Genomic DNA, 17,873 nt, shown 5'->3' with positions numbered 1-17,873 from the left:
ACTCCAGCCCACATGTTCCTCTGCTTTCAAAAACATGGTTGTGATCGAAAAATGCTTGTCTGGTTATACTGGGTCGTCAGCTTAACAATTGCCACCTTTGCATCGGTTTACATTATCAAAAAACTTCCTGAGAATGGCTTTACCGTGCTCACCGCTTTTTATGTGGTCTACCTCCTGGCATCCCAGGTGATGGCTACGCGAATAATAGTCTTCGACCTTGGGTTTTATTCTTTCTTCGCCCCCGCGGCAGTCTTCATCTATCCTTTCATTGCCCAGGTGGTGGACATGATCAACGAAGTTTACGGGGAGCGCAGGACGCACCTTTCCATTCTAATAGCCTTTGCGACCCAGGTGCTTTTCGTGCTCTTCATAGGCATGGCAACAACCCTCAGCCCTGCTCCGTTTTTCGAGCTTGAGGATGCCTGGATGAGTCTCTTCGGGTTGAGTGTCAGGATTACCATTGCAAGCTGGCTTTCCTTCCTGGTCTGCTCGAACCTTGACGCCTGGGTCTTTGCAAGCCTCAAAAAGCGCTTTGCCAAAAGGGAAAATAATTTCAAGCACGACACCATGCTCAACCCCTACATCTGGCTCCGCTCAGGGGCAAGCGACATCATTAACCTGACTCTGGACTCCCTCATCTTTGTCTTTGTAGCTTTCTACGGGGTGATGCCCGTAATCCCGCTACTCATAGGGCAGTTGATAAGCAAGAACATCATCGGTTTCCTGGACAACCCCTGGTTTGTCCTGTATAAGCGGCTTTTAAAAGATTGAGCGGAAAAAGGTCATTTTCTCTTTTTTCCGTTTTTTCTTCTTTCCTTTCTTCTTCTCCTTCTCTTTCTTCTTCTCTTTCTTCTTCTCTTTCTTCCTCTCTTTCTTCTTCTCTTTCTTCTTCTCTTTCTTCTTCTCTTTCTTCCTCTCTTTCTTCCTCTCTTTCTTCTTCTCCTTCTCCTCCTTTCCTTTTTTAATTCATTTTCATTTTTTTCTTTTCTCCTCGTTTACTTTTTTAAGTCGCTTTTCTTTTTTTCTTTTCTCCTTCTTTCTTTTTTAACTCGTCTTGTATCCCTTCCCTATTTTTTCCTCAGGAGTTTTCTTCATGATTCTGTTTTTTCAAGAATGGGTTTTCAGGCAAATGTGGCCTGTAAATTACTCTGATTTTTGGAGGTGCAGAAAATGCATATACTGGAAAAAACAATTGTAATATATTTACATGCTAGCGGAAGTAATTTTTATTTTGGGAAATTCTTCCGCAATTTCGACGTTAAAAACATAAAGGAGGCTTAAATTGGGGCTAAAAAATTATTTTAAAATTTTATGCGTATTTTTAACGATAGGGCTGCTTCTCGGAACTGCAGCCGCAGCTTCAGATTCTGGAGACCGCGTGTGGGACGAAAATGCAAACCAGAGCCTTAAATATACCTGGACACCGCAGACATATTCGGGTTTCTATTATGACCTGGATACCGGGGAAGGCTCGGAAAACCTGACCGTTCAGCTTGAGGAAGGCAGCAGGGTCATTGAGGATGGAAATCTGCAGTATTTCACAAAGCCCATAGAAACGGAATTCGAATATGGGGGCTGGGGTTCGTACCAGGTCATAGGGTTCATGGCAGAGCGCTACTTTGCAGGATATACTGAAAATACCGACTTTGTAAACGATGACATCAGCGTTATTTCGGACGGACAGCTTTCGAAGGTCCTGCTTGATGACGATGAGAAACGTTCCCTTTATGCAGGGTCTTCTCTTTTGCTTTCCGAAGGCTATTCCCTGAACATTGTTGAAGTCGACATCAGCGGGGACAAGGTCTGGGTCCAGCTTGAAAAGGATGGGGACGTTATCGAAGACTCCTTCCTTTCTTCTAATGATGACTATGTTTATGAAACCGACCTCGGGGACACGGAAGACGTCCCACTTATTGCTGTTCACTTCTCCGAGATTTTTACCGGAAGGGAGACCACTGCAGTATTTGTCGAGGGAATATTCCAGGTATCGGACGAATACGTTAAAATCGAGGGAGGAGATGAGTTCGGGGAACTCGAAGTAGGTTCTATTTCAAGCTCGGGAATCAGGATGGAAAATGAAGATTCCATTTCCCTTAGCAAGGGGGATACTGTCGAGCTTATGGGCAGGCTTGGTTTTGTGGTGGCTGATGCCGATGAACTCCGTTTTGCCCTTGAGGTAGAGGCCTCCGAGCCCGGGGTTTACGAGTTGAGGGGTACGGTCTATGATGAAATTTTCAATACGACGGTCTGGACGCCTTTCAACTTTGAAGGTTTCTACTATAATATTGACGAAGACGTCTCAACCGAAAGACTTGTCATCAAAGAACTTGACGGGCGGTCGATTGATGACGAGATGCTTGTCTACTCCACAAAACCGGAACTCGTGGAGTTTGAGCGGGAAGACTGGGGAGGCTATGAAGTCATCGGTTTCCTTGCCGAAAAGTACTTTGCCGGGTACCCTGAAGACGCCTTCGGGGATTCGGACCGCGTGAGTGTGCTTTCGGACAGCATCCTTTCAAAGGTCCTGATTGACGAGGACGATAAAAAGTCGCTTTTCACCGGTTCCTCCCTGATCCTCGAAAATGGCTATTCCCTCAAGGCAGCGGAAATCGATGTCAACGGGAACAGCGTGCTTTTTGAACTTTACAAAGACGGGGACCTGGTGGATACGGGCATTGTAAGTTCCAACGGGGACTATGTTTACGAAGCCGACATAGGGGGTGCCGATGATGTCCCGATGATTGCGGTCCATGTAAGTACCGTGTTCAGGGGGACGGAAGTTGATGCCATATTCGTGGAAGGAATTTTCCAGATCTCGGACGATTACCTTGAGCTTGAGGAAGGGGATTCCTTCGGAGAGATGGAATTAAGCTCTGTTTCTTCTTCCGGGATCACAATGGAAAACGAGGACTCAATCTCGCTTTCAAGGGACGACACCATTGACCTTATGGAAAATGTCAAATTCAGGGTTGCCGATTCGTCAGAGCTTCGCTTCTATCCCTTTGTTGAGGTTGTTAAAGGCGATGGGGGACAGCTGGATATTGACATGCCCGATACCCTGGTGGTCGGAGAAGAGGTTGAAATTCTGGTTACCGCAAGAGGTGTTGCAGTCGGGGATGTCGAGCTGTTCTTTGAGGGTGAGAGTATAGGGCGCACCGGAGATGAAGGAAGCCTCGGGTATACGCCTGACACCGAAGGCAGCTTCACGGTTTCTGCGGAAAAGGGCGGATATGTCTCCGGAAGCAAAGAGGTGGATGTCCTGGCAGAAGGTTCCAGGAAACTGGAAATCGAAGTCTCTCCAGACCCCATCCGGGAAGGGGATACCATAAGCATAAAGGTTACGGATTCCATTGGCGACAAACCGGTGTCCGGGGCTGATGTCTTCCTTGGAGGAGAGAATGTCGGGGAACAGACGAATGAAGCAGGTATTGTTTCCTACTGGGTGACCACTCCGGGAACTTACAAAATTAACGCTTCTAAAGCCGGATATGAAGACGGGGAAGCGGTCATAGAGGTGCTGGAGCACAGAGCCGAATTCGTGTTCACAAACCTTACTATCGAGCCTGCTTCCGTTGAAGCCGGGGCGTCTGTTATGGTTACAGTGCAGGTTGAAAACACCGGAAACGCCAAAGACGAAAGTACCGTGGAATTGCTTGTCAACGGCGAAGCCGTGGATTCCGAAACAGTAAGCCTGGATGCCGGGGAAAGCACGACTCTCGAATTCTCCCACATGGAAGAAGAGCCCGGAACGTATATGGTTGAAATCGGGGACCTTGGCGGAAGTTACGATGTCACGGAAAAGACTCCCTTCCTAGGCGTTGCGCTGACTCTGGGAATACTGCTTACGGTGTTCGTGGTGCTTCGGAGACGAAAAGGAAATGACTGATGGATCAGAACGAAATGATTGATTCGGAATGAACTGATGGATTCGGAAAGAACTGATGGATTCAGAAAGTGATGAGTTAGAAGGATTTGTAATTTTTTTCTTCCTTCTTCCTTTTTTCCTTATTTTGGTTTTTTTCAGTTAATTTGCTTCTTTTCCGCGCTTTTTTATCGTTTTTTGACTACGTTGCAAAATTACAGCTATGAATGAATAATGAGCCTGATAAAAAGAATAAGTAATCAGCTACAAACGAATATAAATAGGATATGAGGTAGAATGTAAGAACCTGAAAAATGCAAGAGTCGCAAATCCCTGATATTGGCCGATACCATGCTTGAGTTTTTGTACGATTTAATCGCCGAATACGCTTACATAAATCTTTTTGTCCTGAGCTTCCTGGCTTCTACGATTCTTCCTTTCGGGGCAGAAGCATTTTTAGTTGCGCTTGTCTACCAGGGTTTCAATCCTTTTTTTGTCGTTATGGTGGCGACAATAGGGAATTTTCTCGGGGCTTGCACTACATATTACATCGGGCTGAAAGGCCGTGGTGCTCTCGATAAGTACTTTTCTCCTTCGGAAGAGAAACTTGCTAAGAGTGAACGCCTCTTTAAGAAATACGGGGTATACACCCTCCTCTTAACCTGGGTGCCGGGGATAGGGGACGTTATCACCATGGCTGCGGGGCTGATGAACCTTCCCTTTTTGTTATTTTCTGTCCTGGTATTTGCAGGAAAGTTAGGGCGCTACGCTGCCCTTGCTTATTTTACCGTTTTCCTTAACCCCAGCCTCTCGTTATTATCGGCTTACTTTCCCGGCTGACTTTTCGGTTGGTAAATTTTCAAAGACTCTTTTCTTCTCTTTTCCCTTTTCCTTTCTTTTTTAATTTTTTCCTTTTCGTTTCCTAAATCAAGTGAAGTTTATTTCGAATTCATTACTTTTTCCCTGTGACTTTAGGTTCTTGCAAAGAATACTCAGTCTACGATATCAATAGAAATCTTTATGTATCATGATGTTCAATGTTTAATTGTAAAAACAAGTTAAATTGATTTGCTTTGCTTTTAAAACGCTCTGCCATCCTGAACCTTTCTTCCGGGTTCAAAAACGATCTCAATCTGCGGATATAACCTCCATTTTTTTCTTTTTTATTTTTCTCCTCACTGTTGTTTTTTTCAATTCTTTAGTCAGCCTTCCTTTCTCTTTTGGGGATCCAAGCTGTTTCTATATTTTTTTATTGTTTATGCATAATTTGCATAATATTCTTTGCTTTTATTCATTTTCGAATCAAATTTACTTGCTTTCCTTATTGACTTCTATTTTATTTTGTCTATATATATTCCAAACTATTCTCTTATTGGCTCTTATGGCATTGTTTTTGCTTCGGGTTGTTAACGGCGTAACCTATTTATATATTATTCGCGCTACTTTACTTGTCTTATTGTCAATAATATTTACTTGATTTACTTGCAATTGTTCGATCATATACTTTTATCAAAATGGTGATTTAATGCACGTGATGGAAGGTTTTTTACCTACGCCCTGGTGGCAGATCTGGTTTGCGATCTCAATTCCGGTGATCGCATTCGGGATCTATAAAATGAACAAACTGGTAAACGAAAAACGCGAGATATTGCCTCTTCTGGCTGTTGCGGGTGCATTTATCTTTGTGCTCTCTTCCCTGAAACTGCCTTCGGTTACGGGAAGCTGTTCTCACCCGACGGGGACGGGACTCGCAGCAATCATCTTCGGGCCTGCAATTTCTGCAGTTCTCGGGACAATCGTGCTCCTCTATCAGGCCCTCTTCCTTGCCCACGGCGGGCTGACTACCCTGGGGGCTAATGTCTTTTCCATGGGTATTGTGGGTCCTGTGGTGGCATACCTGGTCTATAAGGCAGGGATGAAAGCCAAGCTGAACTTCTTCCTTGTAGTCTTCCTGGCTGCCACGCTTGGGGACTGGGCAACTTATGTGGTCACTTCCGTGGAACTTGCCCTGGCTTTCCCTGACCCGACAGGTGGTTTTGTCGCTTCTTTCGGAAGGTTTGCTACTGTCTTTGCAGTAACGCAGGTCCCTCTGGCAATAATGGAAGGAGCGGTTACGGCGCTGCTTTTCAAATATGTGATTAACGTTAAGAGCGACGTCCTCGTGGAGCTTAAAGTAGTCGAAGAATCGATTGTCTGCAAACTCAGGGGGCTTAGTTCATGAGCCGGAAACTCGAACTTATAGTACTTGCCATTGTCCTGGTCTTTACAGTCCAGTTCGTTTACATGTCCTCAACGACAGATGCCGAATACGGTGGAGCTGACGGAGAAGCTGAGGGTGTTATTGAGGAAATCACAGGCGGAACCTATGTGCCTATCGCAGAACCCATCTGGGAGCCTCCAAGCGGTGAGATCGAAAGCCTTCTCTTCGGGCTTCAGGCAGCCATCGGGGCAGGGATCATCGGTTACTTCCTTGGGTATTACAGGGCAAAAAACCTTTATGAAGGTGAAGTCACTTACAAAGGCAAAAACCGGGATCGTGAAACTCGTTCATAATGTTGGCAACTGAGCTTTCCTTTTCATTCGTAAAAGGAAAGTTTTTATCTTTTGCCTTTTATTTTTACTTCTTAGTCCTAATTCATCAGTAACGGGTTACCTAATGACAAACATACTTGATGACTATGCTCTTATGAGCCCTCTAAGGTACCGGAATAACTATCTTAAACTGACAATCGTAGCTTTCGGTCTGCTTGCGGGAGTCTCGGCCTATTCTCCAGTCCCGCCTTTTTTCATAGCGCTTTGCATGAGTTTTGCAACGGTTTTTCTCGGGAAAACCCCGCTCCGTTTCTATCTCAAACTCCTTCTGGCTCCAATGGGCTTTGCAGTGGTGGGGGTTTTGATCATCGCTTTTTTCTCAGGCATGGGGGCTGAACTCTATTCTTTCAGGCTTGCGGGCTATCCCCTGGCTGTCCGGACAGATGGTCTGGAACTTGCGATGCTGGTGCTTTCAAGGTCTGTTAGCGGGATGTGCTGCCTTTACTTCCTGGCTCTGACCACCCCAATGATCGAGCTGTTCTCGGTCCTTAAAAAATCCCGCTTGCCCGAGTCCGTGGTCGAACTTTCCATGCTGATTTATCGTTATATCTTTGTTTTCCTGGACATGGCAGTCCAAATAAAGTTTGCACAGACTGTCAGGCTCGGCTACGGGGATTTCAAAAAGTCCTTCCGCTCTTTCGGGATGCTTGGAAGCACGCTTTTCATCCGGTCCTGGGACCAGGGTGAAAAACTCTTCGTATCCATGAACTCAAGATGTTATGACGGAAAAATGACAATGTTTGAAACCAGAAGGCCTGTCAAACCGCCTGAACTGCTGCTAACGTCCGCATATTTCTTATCCACCCTCACATTGTTCTATCTTACAAGAGGGGGGTCCATCATTTGAGAGGCGAAAAACATGACTATTCTTGAAACAAGAGGGCTTACGTACTCCTACCCAGACGGAAACGTGGCACTCAGGGACATTAATATCAAGATTGATAAAGGGAAAAAGATTGCATTTGTCGGGCAGAACGGGTCCGGGAAATCAACTCTTTTCATGCTCCTTAACGGGACCATGAAGCCCGGGAAAGGCGAAGTCCTTTTCCATGACGTACCTTTCAAATACAACTCGAAATCTTTGAGGGAAATAAGGAAATCCGTGGGAATCGTGTTCCAGAACTCCGATGACCAGCTCTTTGCTCCTACCGTTTATCAGGACGTGGCTTTCGGCCCTGCAAACCTTGATTACCCGAAAGAAAAGCTAGAGACCTGTGTGAACAGGGCGCTGGAACAGGTAGGGCTTACCAATTTCAAGGACAGGCCACCCCACCACCTGAGCGGAGGACAGAAGAAGCGGGTTGCAATCGCAGGAGTGATGGCAATGGAGCCTGAAGTGATCATCCTTGACGAGCCTCTTTCCAACCTGGACCCCGTGGGGGCGGACGAGATTATGGATCTCCTCAACGAGTTTAACCATTACGGGAGCACGATCATCATCTCGACTCACGATGTCGACCTTGCATACCGCTGGTCGGATTATGTTTACCTCATGTCGGACAGCGAGCTTATCGGAGAAGGAGCACCCGAGGTACTTTTCAGGCAAACGGAACTCCTGAAACTTGCCGGTTTGCGTCCCCCTTCTTCCCTTGAAGTTTACCATGAACTCGAGAGGAGAGGTCTTGCAAAAGGCTACCTGTCCCCAAAGACCCTGCCTGAACTCGTAAATGCGCTGCGTCCTCCCGAGTTGATGTGGGTGGACGCGCCTCACGGGATCAAAGAGGGTGATACCCTTAACCTGGGAATCCTTTACGGGGAATATTCTCCTAACTCTCCCTACGAAGCTATTAACGCAAGAGTCCTGCACATCCATCCGGGTGGCAAAGCCATCGTTGAGCTGAAACGCCGCAGCATCAAGGCAGGAGGCATCCTGCTCTATGATACGGATAGTTATTCTTACCCTGAGATCCTGAACATTATAGAGGAAGGGGACGTCACCTTTGTCGGGGCCATGGGCAAAAAGAGTAAAATCCTGGCCGAAGAGGACGGTATCTTCCTGGACGTTACCTCGGGCGTCATTGACAGGTCTATCCTCACCGCCCTCTGTGGAAAACGCTGCCTCATCCTGACTGGCGGAGGCATGGTGGAACACGCATTCAAACGGATCCGCGAGTACGTGGAATTAAGTGGAATCGAGTTGAACGTCGGCACATTCAATACGGGAGAAGAACTTCCCTGGCTGGAAGTGTTAGAGGAATCTGCCGAAGAGTTCAGGGTTTAAGCCCTAGAACCTCTCTTCTATTTTTCACTTTTTACTTAACTTTTTATTTCGCAGGACCTTTTCCGTCATTCACTTTTTATTTCGCAGATCGGTTTTTTTTCTTTATTTTCCTGTTTTGCAGCCGGATCGTTTAGATTAACTCGTAGCTCTTCTTAAGGAGAAGTGCATCTTCTTCAAGGTTCGGGCTTTCGCAGATTAGCAGCCCTTTAACTTTGAATTCTTTCAGGGCTTTCAGGAGCTCCGTGAAGTTGAAATCGGATTCTTTCAGGACAAGGTGTTTCTTTTCCCCGTTTTTGCCGTATTCGATCCCTGAGACGTGCATGTGCATGTTTGAGAGCCCTTCTTTTCCAAGCTCTTCTTCGACCCTGTCAAGAATAGCCTTAAATTCGGGGTAGGAATTTTCCTTTCCTTCTCTTGCATGAAGGTGGGAAAAGTCCAGGCAGGGCATGACTCCTTCGATTTCCGCGCTCAGGGTGAGCACTTCTTCGAGGGTCCCGAACTGGCTGCGTTTGCCCATGGTCTCGGGGCGGAGGACTGCCGGAATCTTTTCGTCTCTGAGCTTTCCGGTAAGTTCCCCGAGCGCTTTCGCCACTTTTGCATAGACGCTTTCTTTGCTGCTTTTCTGGTAGAAAGCTGCATGTAAAACCACAGACCTTGCCCCGCAAAGGCTGCCTATCCGGGCGGACTGGTAGATCCTTTCCATGCTTGCCTTCAATTTCTCTTCTTCCTGGGAGTTGAGGTTGATGTAGTAAGGGGCATGGACGCTAAGAGCTATACCTTCTTTTTTTGAGGCTTCAAAGACATTTTTTGCCCCTTTCTCCCGCATGCGTACTCCCTGCACAAACTCAAGTTCCATGCAGTCCAGGCCCAGTTCCCGGACTCGCTCTATTCCTGCGGCGCTGTTTCTCCCAGTTGAGCTTCTGGGGATCCCCGCAGTCCCGAAAAGCAGTTTTTCAGGCGGCATGTTTTTCAAAAGAGTTTTCGCTTTTTTTGCTAGTTTTCTTCTTTCTTCTTTAGCTTTTTCTTCCCGCTTTGAAGGGCTCCGGAAGCTCAGACAAGCCCCAGGAAATCCTTTAATTCCTTTGCCCTTTCAGGGGACACCTTTTCGCTAACAACTTCCAGAAGCTCGTCCAGGTCTTCGTCCAGGGACCTGACGTCTTCCTTGTTTTCCAGGGCCAGCCCTACCAGGTAGTCCAGCTCTTCAGGGTCCAGTCTTTCCAGCCGTTCTCTGAAATCTTCTGCAGACTCGGCAAACTTGTGCGAGATAGGGCGAAGGATGTAGGGAAAATGGTGTCCTGCTTCCCTGGATATAGTTTCTCCCCTGGCTTCCGGGGCCAGTTTGTTGAAAATTTCGATGTCTTTTTTGCTGAATTCTCTTGGCATGTTATCTCTTTATAATCCTGTCCTGATTTATATTTATTGAAAACACAAACTGTTTAAAAAAATAAATTTGTCGGAATATATTGAAGGTATGCCGGAAAATCCTGTCGGAAAAATCTGTCCTTCCGAGGAATTCTGCGGGAAACGCAATAATCCGTGAAAAATAATTCTTGAAATCTCAGGATTTTTTCTTCAACCTGCCGTGTCTGTCTATCTCTCCTTTTGCTATTCTTGTGGTAGAGATCGGGGTCCTATCTTCTGCCATTACGTATTCTACATATTCTATTTTCAGGGGCTTCAGGCCCCTCTCCACACGCAGGCGGTTGATCTCAATGGCCACAGGATAGGTTTCCGGGGAGACGATGATAAAGTCAAAGTCTTCTTTGATGGTGGGGCCGTAGGGGTCGTTCAGTTTCTGGATTTCGTATTTTTCTTTGGGAATCTGAAGGTTTTCGATGTACTCCTGCAACAGGGACTTCCTGCTTTCATATTTTTCTATACTGTGGTTTTTGCTTAGCATCTCGTCCGAGGTGAGCCCTATGTATACCTTTCCATCCCCGGCTACCTCAAAAGCCTTTTTTATAAGTTTGGTATGTCCATCGTGTATGTATTGAAACGTACCACCTACGACGACTTTTGGCATAATGGGTGATATTATATCAAATAAAAAGAAGTTTTTGGTTTTTTTTGCAGTTTTTAGATGTGTTTTCTATTTTTTCTTCCGGTTATCTCTTTTTTATGGCTGCTTCGGGAATGATTACTTACTTCTTTTTCCATTTTCTTTATCTTTTTGTTTTCTCGTTCTTCACTTTCCTGTTCTTCACTTTCCTGTTCTTCACTTTCCTGTTCTTCACTTTCCTGTTCTTCACTTTCCTGTTCTTTATTTTTTTACCTGATTCTGGGTTTTTCAGTGTCAGAAGACCCTGAATACTCCGGCACTTAATACTTTCACCCCGCCCCCTCCAGCTTTATATACTTGCAAAACAATAAGGAATCAACCATTATGCACCTTACACAAACATGTGCATTGTAAAGGAGTTCTTCATAAATGAGCGAAATTTTACTGGAAGAGTTGCCCGGAGTTGGCCCTGCAACTGCAGAAAAACTCAAGGAAGCCGGATTTAACACTATCGAGGCAGTGGCAGTAGCCTCTCCTTCCGAACTTGCCAATACAGCCGAAATCGGGGAATCAACGGCCGCAAAGATCATCAATGCCGCAAGGCAGGCTGCAGATATCGGAGGTTTCGAGACCGGGGACACTGTCCTTGAGCGGCGGAAACTGGTGGGAAAGCTTTCTACCGGCTGTACGGAATTTAATGAAATGATGGGTGGGGGCGTCGAGACCCAGTCCATTACCGAACTGTACGGGGAGTTCGGTTCAGGGAAGACCCAGGTGGCCCACCAGCTTGCAGTAAACGTCCAGATGTCAAGGGAATACGGAGGACTGGACGGTTCGGTCATTATCATCGATACTGAAAACACCTTCCGGCCTGAGAGGATTGCCCAGATGGTACAGGGGCTTTCCGATAAACACGGCCTGGAACTGAACCCTGAAGAATTCTTGCAGAACATTCACGTTGCCAGGGCATACAATTCCAATCACCAGATGCTGCTTGTGGATTCCGCAACCGACCTTGCAAACGAGCTCAAGGACTCTGATAAACCAGTACGCCTGCTTATTGTTGACTCTCTTATGGCTCACTTCAGGGCCGAGTACGTAGGACGGGGCACCCTTGCGGACAGGCAGCAGAAGCTCAACAAGCACATGCACGGCCTGCTCCGTTTCGGAGACCTGTTCAATGCCTGTGTTGTCGTAACCAACCAGGTCATGTCAAAACCCGACGCCTTTTTCGGGGATCCCACCAGGCCGGTTGGAGGACACATCGTGGGGCACACGGCTACTTTCAGGCTCTATCTCAGGAAGTCCAAAGGCGAAAAGAGGATCATTCGGCTTGTGGACTCTCCGAACCTGCCTGAAGGGGAAGCCGTGGTTGGGGTCACGACCACAGGGCTGGTTGACCAGTGATGAAGGGTCCGGCAGGGTGAAGTTTGATATATGAAGCTTGAGATATGACGCACAAACTTCGTTAAGGAAGTCACGACCTGAAAAATTTCAGGCGGGGAAACGTTTTAGTATCCCCTGCCAATCTCTTTTCAATGAAATTCAAAGCTATCGTTGTTGATATCGATGGGACGATCACCTGTGAGAAAAGGGAACTCCACCTGAAGGCTGTGGAGAAGATACGTTCCCTAAACGTTCCCGTGGTCCTTGCCACCGGCAACATCCTCTGTTACGCCAGGACAGCTTCGAAGCTAATCGGCCTTAGTGGGGCAGTGGTCGCTGAAAATGGGGGTGCTGTTACTGTTCGTTATGATGTGAACGGCACCTTTGAGGAAACTATTGAAGAGTGTGAAAAGGCTTTTGATTTTCTTTCCGAACACTTTGAACTTACAAAACTGGATCCTTTCTACCGGAAAACCGAAATTGCCCTTCGCCGGAATTTTGACCTGGAGAGGGCCAGAGTGCTCCTCAAGGAACAGCCCTTTGATGTGGAGCTTATAGACACCAAATACGCAGTCCACATCAAGAGCAGGAAAATCAATAAGGGCACAGGGCTCATTAAACTTGCAGGGCTGATGGGCTTTAAACCTGAAGAATTTGTTGCAGTCGGGGATTCAGCAAACGATGTTGAAATGCTTGAAGCCGCAGGTTTCGGGATCGCCGTTGCAAACGGGGATGAGGAGATTAAAACGGTTGCCGATTACGTAACTGAAGCCACATTCGGGGCCGGGGCGGTGGAAGCCTTCGAATTCCTCGAATCCAGGGGCTGGATATAAGCGATCATAAGTCTCAGGAAATCCTTAGTTCTCCAAAAAACTGCAATTAAAACCTACAGTAAACAAATTAAAGTCAAGTAAACAAATTCAAGCTGAGAAAAAAATTCGAAATAAAAAGGTGTTACCCCTCCTCCGGCCTGCCGGGGAACGGGTAGCGGCGAAGTAAACTGAATCGGATCTCGAGCCTGCCGTAGCAGGCAAGTGCAGTCCTTGCAGCCTCTGCATATATTAAAAATATGAGTTCCCGCCTGCTCTTTACTTTCCGGCATACAGGATACTATTCAGCCTGCGGGATGCTTTTCGGTTCTGATTTTTCGTTTTTGCTTTTCAGTTTCCTGCCCTGGCTCTCATCTTGTCAATGATGATGTAGTCTTTTATGGCACTCACGGAATCGAAGGGCAGGAGGATGTAGTTGCCCTCTTTTTTGTATTTGGTAGTATCAAGGTTGATATTCGGTTCGACCATCAGGTCGATGAGGTGTCCGGCTTTGATCTCCAATACTATGTTGGTCAGCGTACCGATCTCTGTTCCGTCCGTTGCCATCACCTGGGTGTTGGAGATAAGGTTCCTTGCAAATACTTTAGACATTTTTATCGTGTCTCCGTCCTCAATGTAATGTGGGATATAGGTTAGGGGTAATTCTGGATTCGAACTCATGAAATTTTATTTTATCTATGCCTATATTTTTTAAGAACTTCTTCCTCTTTAGTGTTTACTCCTTTAAATTCTTACCTATATCCTATATAAGCACTTGGTTCGGCAGGTTTCGTACCGCCCTTAAACTGTTCTTCAATCTTCTCATAATACTGGGCGATGTTCTCCGTGATCGTGGGCTTTACCTTCTTAAGACCTTCCCTGAAGTGTCTCATCTCGATTTCTTCAATATCGAAATTCTCGCGAAGCGCCCGCATTACCGCTTCTCTACACACCGCTTCTATGTCAGCACCCACATACCCTTCGGTTTCGTCAGCAAGGGTATCAAGGTTTACGTCTGATGCAAGGGGTATCCCTCTGGTATGAATCCCGAAGATCTTGAGCCTGCCTTTCCGGTTGGGTGAACCCATATAGACCAGCCTATCAAAGCGCCCCGGCCTCAGGATTGCCGGATCCAACAGGTTTGGGCGGTTGGTTGCGGCGATTACAACCACGTCTTTCAAGGCTTCGAGCCCGTCCATCTCGGTGAGGATCTGGTTAAGGACTCTTTCTGAAGTCTTGCTGTCCGTGGATTCCATCCCTGGCATGGAAGCGATGGAGTCGATTTCATCAAAGAAGATCACGCAGGGGGCAACCTGCCTGGCTTTCTTGAAAGTCTCCCTTATCGCTTTTTCCGATTCTCCGAGCCACTTTGAGAACATTTCCGGGCCTTTGACGCTGATGAAGTTGGCGTTACATTCCCTGGAAACGGCCTGGGCGATCAGGGTCTTTCCGGTTCCCGGGGGCCCGTAGAGCAGGATTCCCTTGGGGGCTTTTATGCCCATTTTAAGGAATTTTTGCGGGTGTTTAATAGGCCATTCCACGGATTCAATGATTGCCTGTTTGGCTTCGTCGAGCCCTCCCACATTGTCCCAGGTTACGGTTGGTATCTCCACAAAGATTTCCCTCAGGGCCGAAGGCTCGGTTTCCATCAGGGCCTCTTCGAAGTTATTCTTGGTTACCACTATTTTTTCCAGTCTCTCGGGAGGTATGGCTTCTTTTTCCAGATCCAGGTCCGGAAGGTTTTCCCTGAGGCAGCGCATGGCAGCTTCCTGGACAAGGGCTAGCAGGTCCGCGCCCACAAAACCCTGGGTCCGCTCTGCAAGATACGTCAGGTATTTGTTTACCTGTTTTTCTTTCCTGAGGACTTCTGCGGAAACCTCTTCAACCCCTGCCTCTGTTTCGGGTTTTCCAGCTACTTCGGCTACTTCGGCTACTTCGGCTTCGGTTTCAATTCCTGTTTCCACGGGATCCTCGTCACTTTCAATAGGCATTCCCCTGGTGTGAATCTGCAGGATCTCGTACCTGTCGTTGGTGTCCGGGACCCCGATATGGATTTCCCTGTCAAAGCGCCCGGGCCTGCGGAGTGCCGGGTCAATGGCATCTACACGGTTCGTAGCCCCGATCACGACAACCTGTCCCCGCTCTTCCATCCCGTCCATGAGGGTCAGAAGCTGGGCGACGACTCTTCTTTCCACTTCCCCTGTTACGTTTTCCCTTTTCGGGGCAATGGAATCGATTTCATCGATGAATATGACTGACGGGGCTTCCTGGGTTGCCTCCTCAAAGATCTTCCGGAGCCTCTCCTCGCTTTCCCCGTAGAACTTCCCGACAATTTCCGGGCCTGCGATGTAGTGGAAGCTGGCACCCGATTCGTTTGCCACGGCTTTTGCGATCAGGGTCTTTCCGGTCCCTGGGGGACCGTAAAGGATGACCCCTTTTGGAGGCTCGATGTTCAGGTGGTGGAAGAGTTCCGGGTGTTTCATGGGAAGCTCGATCATTTCCCTGACGCGCATTATCTCTTGCCCGAGCCCTCCGATATCTTCATAGGTGACTCCCCTGGCAACCGTTTCGTAGCCCTGCACGGGTTTTTTCCTGAGTTCGATCCTGGTGGACTCGGTGATCAGGACGATTGCGTTTGCAGGATCCGTTTCAACCGCTACGAGCGGGATTACCTGGCTTGTGGTCAGGGACTCGGTCATAGGATGGGTCATCGAGTTGATGATAGGAATGATGTCGCCCTTGAAAACCGGTCTTTTCAGGATATGCCGCTTTATGATCTCGTTTGCGTGCTCCCCGAACTGCAGTTCAGGTCCCCCTGCCTGGGTCATGCTTTCCGGAAGCGCCAGGATAACCTTTTTTGCTTCCGGGGCTTCTACCTTTTTGATGCTGACCCTTTCCCCGATTCCGACTCCCGCGTTTTGCCGTATAAAATTGTCAATGCGGACGATTCCCTGCTCCCAGTCCTGGCGGTCCGCTCTCCAGACTTTCGCGGTGGTCATTTTCTTCCCCCTGATTTCAACAATGTCACCGGGAGAGAGCTGAAGCTTCAAAAGTGCTGTTGGGTCAAGCCGGATTATTCCCCTTCCGAGATCGATAGGATATGCCTTTTCAACCTTTAACTGTATTTCTTCCATGGATCATCCCAAAAATAGTTATCTTTTGATTGTAATTTTTTTCAACAGTGTGATGTGAATAAGAACCGGATTTTTCCCCGATTTTTCCGGATTGAGCGGTTCTGGTTTTGTTTGCTCCCTATATTAGATTCTCCTTTTATTTCAAGGATGCCCGTCATCATAAGATACCGCCTCAGAAACCTGATCTTTTTCAGATGTAGCTCCGGTTATACCTCAATCCGAATAGTCAATTATGCCTTATTTTCCCGGGCGTTGCCTGTCAACATAAGGTTACCTGCAGATGCAGTTTCGTGCCAATATAAGGTTGCCTGACGATCTTAATTTAGTTTCTTTTTCTCCTGACCTTTTCTCCACCCGTTTTATAATGTATAGGTTATATTTCTCCTATGCCCTCTATTTATTAAATAAGTTTACCCTCTCTTCCGTCTTCTCCGTCAGGATTAATATACTTACAGGTTTCGCAGTATGGAATTTACCGGAATCATAATTTAGAATCACCGGAATAAGGATCATAATTGCCGGAATAAAGATTCGGAATTATGGAATAAGAATCAGAAATTCATTTTATAATCCTCCTATAATTCACCATATATGCAAATCCAGGAAATCGAGAGTATGGACCTTGAAAAAGCGCAGAATATTATTGTTGATTTTATCCGGGAAAAAGTAGACAAAGCCGGAGTTTCCGGGGCAGTTGTAGGTATCAGCGGGGGCATAGACTCTGCCCTTACCGCAACCCTTACGGTAAAGGCCCTCGGGGCGGATAAGGTGCTGGGAATCCACATGCCAGAAGCCGGGCTGACCCCCGAATCGGACCGCGAGGATGCAAAAGCCCTTGCGGAATGGCTCGGGATCGAGTACAGGACAATTGACATATCGAGCATTGTCTCGGCTTTTATGGCTGCTGTCCCTGAAAGTGAATCTGCAGACCGGCTTTCCAGGGGCAACCTGAAGGCAAGGGTCCGGATGTCCCTGCTCTATTTCCATGCAAACCGCCTGAACCTCATGGTCATGGGGACCGGGAATAAAACCGAGATTCTCCTTGGCTACTACACGAAGTACGGGGACGGAGGCGTTGATATCGAGCCCATAGGGTTCCTGTACAAAACCGAAGTCTGGGAACTTGCCCGCAAGCTCGGGGTCCCCGAGTCCATTATAAGCAAAAAGCCCTCTGCCGGACTCTGGGCAGGACAGACCGACGAAGCCGAACTCGGGATGTCCTACGGGACAGTAGATAAAGTCCTCACGATGCTGAACGAAAAACAGAGTCCGAAAAATATTGAAGAGGTGCTTTCCATTTCGGAGGAGCAGTTGGAGTCAGTCCTCAGGCGTATGCAGAGCAATGAACATAAGAGGAATGTCCCTCCTATCCCGGAACTTTCCTGAAGATTTCTTTGGATATTTCTTTGGACATTTCCCTTAACTACCATGGGTCGCCAGGGGTGAGCAAGGAAGATTTCTTCCCCGGCTGCCTCCCTTCTTTTTCAAGGTTCCCCTTTTCCAAAAATCCTTTCTCATAACCTCTTTCTCATCCTAAAATGTCCTGTGATTTTCAGGCTCTTCTTAATGAAATGTTCTATATGGCTTCCCCTTATTTTTTCAGCCCTCTGTTCTATGTGTGGAGTACTACATGTGGAGTACTATTTTTTCAAAATTACATCTCTTGATTTTTATATTTATTTTAATATACATGTCCGGGTAAAATGACATATTTTATATATTCATTCCGTAATCTATATGGTTAATATTTGTAAACCATGGCGGATGATTGTCCTGTCCCTCTCTTTATTGTTCGGAGTTGGTGAATCTGAAAAGGATTGATTCCATCTAGCCCTGAATTTCATTTGGAAGTTTTATGACTTCTCTGCTT

General features: G+C 47.0%; 15 protein-coding genes. 10 read left to right on the top strand and 5 right to left on the bottom strand.

All coding sequences use genetic code 11. From position 1 onward, the window contains the following. The first annotated feature begins 51 nt into the window (after positions 1-51). From MSMTP_RS12970 to MSMTP_RS12935, 7 genes are all read left to right on the top strand, one after another. Positions 52-771 carry a queuosine precursor transporter gene (locus MSMTP_RS12970; RefSeq protein ID WP_048180156.1) on the top strand — a complete coding sequence of 240 codons (720 nt, stop codon included), beginning with the start codon at positions 52-54 and terminating at the stop codon, positions 769-771. A 511-nt stretch (positions 772-1,282) separates the two neighbouring features. Then, entirely contained in the window at positions 1,283-3,886 is a 2,604-nt protein-coding gene (locus MSMTP_RS12960) for an S-layer protein domain-containing protein (protein ID WP_048180149.1), read from the top strand. A 327-nt stretch (positions 3,887-4,213) separates the two neighbouring features. Further along, entirely contained in the window at positions 4,214-4,702 is a 489-nt protein-coding gene (locus MSMTP_RS12955; protein WP_048183567.1) for a YqaA family protein, read from the top strand. Between the two features lie 685 nt (positions 4,703-5,387). After that, on the top strand, positions 5,388-6,083 hold the full coding sequence (locus MSMTP_RS12950) for an energy-coupling factor ABC transporter permease (RefSeq protein WP_048180147.1): 696 nt from the start codon (positions 5,388-5,390) through the stop codon (positions 6,081-6,083). Next, positions 6,080-6,415: an energy-coupling factor ABC transporter substrate-binding protein gene (locus tag MSMTP_RS12945; RefSeq protein ID WP_048180144.1), complete on the top strand. Its 336-nt coding sequence runs from the start codon at positions 6,080-6,082 to the stop codon at positions 6,413-6,415. Before MSMTP_RS12950 ends, MSMTP_RS12945 begins: the two co-directional genes overlap by 4 nt. A 103-nt stretch (positions 6,416-6,518) precedes the next feature. Continuing rightward, a complete protein-coding gene (cbiQ, locus tag MSMTP_RS12940; RefSeq protein ID WP_048180142.1) occupies positions 6,519-7,301 on the top strand; it encodes a cobalt ECF transporter T component CbiQ in 783 nt (260 codons plus the stop codon). A gap of 12 nt (positions 7,302-7,313) precedes the next feature. Continuing rightward, a complete protein-coding gene (locus MSMTP_RS12935; RefSeq protein WP_048180140.1) occupies positions 7,314-8,675 on the top strand; it encodes an energy-coupling factor ABC transporter ATP-binding protein in 1,362 nt (453 codons plus the stop codon). Between the two features lie 130 nt (positions 8,676-8,805). Here the strand turns inward: MSMTP_RS12935 and MSMTP_RS12930 are convergent, their stop codons facing one another. From MSMTP_RS12930 to MSMTP_RS12920, 3 genes are all read right to left on the bottom strand, one after another. Then, the gene (locus MSMTP_RS12930) at positions 8,806-9,639 is read right to left on the bottom strand and encodes a TIM barrel protein (protein WP_048183564.1); all 834 of its coding nucleotides are present in this window, start codon (positions 9,637-9,639) and stop codon (positions 8,806-8,808) included. Between the two features lie 86 nt (positions 9,640-9,725). Continuing rightward, positions 9,726-10,058, bottom strand: coding sequence for a hypothetical protein (locus tag MSMTP_RS12925; protein ID WP_048180137.1), 333 nt, complete (start codon positions 10,056-10,058; stop codon positions 9,726-9,728). Positions 10,059-10,233: 175 nt separating this feature from the next. After that, entirely contained in the window at positions 10,234-10,698 is a 465-nt protein-coding gene (locus tag MSMTP_RS12920; RefSeq protein WP_048180135.1) for a phosphopantetheine adenylyltransferase, read from the bottom strand. A 405-nt stretch (positions 10,699-11,103) separates the two neighbouring features. Between MSMTP_RS12920 and radA the strand changes: the two genes are divergently transcribed. Together radA and MSMTP_RS12910 are read left to right on the top strand one after the other, a co-directional pair. Beyond that, positions 11,104-12,081, top strand: a complete 978-nt coding sequence (gene radA, locus MSMTP_RS12915; RefSeq protein ID WP_048180133.1) for a DNA repair and recombination protein RadA — start codon at positions 11,104-11,106, stop codon at positions 12,079-12,081. Positions 12,082-12,212: 131 nt separating this feature from the next. Next, positions 12,213-12,893: a phosphoglycolate phosphatase gene (locus MSMTP_RS12910; protein WP_048180132.1), complete on the top strand. Its 681-nt coding sequence runs from the start codon at positions 12,213-12,215 to the stop codon at positions 12,891-12,893. A gap of 327 nt (positions 12,894-13,220) precedes the next feature. Here MSMTP_RS12910 and MSMTP_RS12905 read toward each other — a convergent pair whose 3' ends face one another. Next, the gene (locus MSMTP_RS12905; RefSeq protein WP_048180130.1) at positions 13,221-13,481 is read right to left on the bottom strand and encodes a PRC-barrel domain-containing protein; all 261 of its coding nucleotides are present in this window, start codon (positions 13,479-13,481) and stop codon (positions 13,221-13,223) included. Positions 13,482-13,621: 140 nt separating this feature from the next. Then, positions 13,622-16,003 (bottom strand): CDC48 family AAA ATPase, encoded by a 2,382-nt coding sequence (locus MSMTP_RS12900; RefSeq protein ID WP_048180127.1) that lies wholly within the window; start codon positions 16,001-16,003, stop codon positions 13,622-13,624. A gap of 591 nt (positions 16,004-16,594) precedes the next feature. Here MSMTP_RS12900 and MSMTP_RS12895 point away from each other — a divergent pair. Then, positions 16,595-17,389, top strand: a complete 795-nt coding sequence (locus tag MSMTP_RS12895; protein ID WP_255350976.1) for an NAD+ synthase — start codon at positions 16,595-16,597, stop codon at positions 17,387-17,389. Positions 17,390-17,873: the final 484 nt, after the last annotated feature.

It is taken from the genome of Methanosarcina sp. MTP4, from assembly GCF_000970045.1.
Taxonomy (GTDB): Archaea; Halobacteriota; Methanosarcinia; order Methanosarcinales; family Methanosarcinaceae; genus MTP4.
Note: the sequence above shows the minus strand (reverse complement) of the source record. Positions and strands in the feature narration are given on the sequence as shown.